Below are 2,558 nucleotides of genomic sequence, written 5' to 3' on the forward strand. Positions count from 1 at the left end.
TTACCAGTCGGCGTAAGGTATCAGCGGCTGCGGCGGTAAATCCATGTCGCCCTGCCATCCGGCGGCGGAATACCGCACGTAGAGCAGGAAATGGCTTGGCGCATAATCTTTCGCCTGCTGGATATCGATTGCCGTGCCGACAAACCAGTTGGACGTGACGCGACGCTCAAGTAACGCCCGCGCCGTGTAGCCAAAGCCCTGACTGCTGCCACCGTCGTTGGTCTGGCTGGCGGCATCCTCTTTCCAGTCCGTCGGGATCAGGTTCATCAGCGGATAACGCGGCATGGTTTTGGTGCGCGAATGCGACCACGAGCCAGACGCGCCCAGCTCCCACGACCAGTTTTCCGTCCGCTCACGCCACATCACCGGTATGGCAAACGACAGGTATTCCTGCGGGCTGTAGTAACCGCCCTGACCAAGTGAGTACCCACTCAGGTCTTTGTCGTAATGCCAGATCATATTGTTCAGGCCAATGGTCACACGGCGATTATTCTGGTTGATGACCTTATAGTAATAGCCCGTCATCCAGCGCACGCGCCAGTTATCTTCGACATTTTTACCGGTTAACTGGTCGCCGCTAAGCGATGCCCAGATGCCGTTCGCTTCACCTTTATCGTAGCTCAGACTTAGCCCCACGCCATCGGCACGCACACCGCCCCATTTTTTCCCGGTATTGCCCGGTGAGTCTTTTTGCCCGCCAAAGGCCAGCAAAGAACTGGAGATGGGGCGACGATGGGCGTTAACGGTGTAACCAAGCGGCCCGATATCGTCGCTGTAACTGATGCCACCGACCACATCCACCACGTTGAAGCCCATCGGCGTGGTGCCGATATCCCAGCTCCAGACGTCATTTCGCCAGCCGACCGCCACGCTGGCGCCGGAGTCCGACTGGCTGCGGTTGCCGCGACAGTCCTGCAACGTACAGGTGCCCCAGTTGTTATCCCATTTACCCTCAGCGTCGGCGGAAAAACTGCCGACGTTCATATTGACGAAATCACTGCGAAAGAACATCCGTCCGTCAGAATACGGTGCATCCACCTGCAACATGGTGGTGTGCGCTTTCAGGTCGGAGTAACCACCGGTGCCGCTCGATCCCCAGTAATCGTGCTCAAGGGTGACGTTAAGATCCTGCTGGCGATAGAGATCTGCCGCATCGCTGCGCACACCGCGCTTCAGCCAGTCATCTTTCTCATCGTTACGGGTCAGACGGGTAAAGGTGTCGTTATCCTGCGGACGCGTCGGCGTCACACCGGATGCGACCATCGCGTCTTTGTAGGTTTCCAGCGCCTGCTTTGGCTCGCCCGCCTGCGCTTCAAACCTTGCACCATCACGCAGTACCATCGCACTTTCCATCGACGGCGGCTGAGATTTTGCCTGCGGGATCAGCTTGTTAAACGTCTGCTGCGCCGCTGCGGTATCGCCAAGCTGCGCCTGTACCAGCGCCACGCGCCGCTGTGTATTCAGTGAGGTATTGTCAGTAGCGGGCAGTTTCGCCAGCTGGCTGCGTGCCGCCGCTTTGTCGCCGGCGGCGATATCCACTTCTGTCAGGCCAAGAATGGCATCAACGTTAGCTGGCTCCCGCGTCAGGACATTCTGATACGCCGCGCGGGCAGCGGTGTCATCACGTCGCTGCTGTGCCCAGTCTGCCAGGGTGAGGTCAATGCGCGTGGACGGTGGCTGCTGGCGCAGCATCGCTTCCGCTTCTGCCTCTTTACCGCTTTCACGCAGGCGGCTGGCGGTTTCCAGTACCTGATCGCTTTGCAGGCGGTTTGCCAGTTCCTGAATATTGCTGTTCCACTGCGCGCGCGGCAGGCTGTTGATATGCGCCAGCGCGGCTCTGTCCTGGTCGTGACCGGAAAGATACAGCCCGTAAGCGTAAACCTGCTCCGGGTCGTTCGGCTTCTGTTGCGCCAGGTTGCGCATTAACGTATCGGCCTGGCTGCGTTGCCCGGCCTGCCAGAGATCCTGCGAAAGCCGGTAAGTAATCCACACACTGCCGGGATCGAGCGCCAGCCGCTGACGCTGAAGTGCTGCCGCCTGTGCCCATTTACCCTGATTTTCCAGTGCCTCCGCCTGCTGTGATAAGCGGTCGTTTTGCAGGCTGCGTTCGATGTCATCAACGCTGCGCCGCTGGCTGGCAGAAAGCGAGGCAATAAACGCTTCGGCTTTTTCCGGCGACTGCTGGCGATAAAGATTCGCCAGCCCGCGCACGGCGTTGGTGTTGCCGCTGTCCATACGCAAAGTCTGCTGATAATAGCGTTCGGCAGCGGGGTAATCTTTACGTGCCATCGCCACATCACCCAGCCCCAGTACCGCATAGCTGTCGGCGTTATCGACATTGCGCGCCTGCTGGAACAGGCGTTCTGCCCGGTCGGGATTATTGGCTTTCAGCGCAGCATCGCCCTGCTGGATCGCCAGCCAGTAGCGGTTCACCTTCAGCAGACTGTTCCATTTGTCGTTGTTGCTGCTGTGCGGGTCCAGCGCGAGGGCTTTTTCCAGATTCGCCACCGCATTAGCGCGATCGCCATTCTGGGAATACGCCTGCCCCAGCGCCCCAA

1 protein-coding gene is annotated in these 2,558 nt (G+C 59.3%); it reads right to left on the reverse strand.

The features are described 5' to 3' along the window. The coding region (gene bcsC, locus BEG40_RS21460) for a cellulose synthase complex outer membrane protein BcsC (protein WP_105286077.1) at positions 1-2,558 on the reverse strand (2,558 nt) is incomplete at its 5' end.

This window comes from Escherichia sp. MOD1-EC5495 (assembly GCF_002965965.1).
In the GTDB taxonomy this organism is placed as follows: Bacteria; Pseudomonadota; Gammaproteobacteria; order Enterobacterales; family Enterobacteriaceae; genus Escherichia; species Escherichia ruysiae.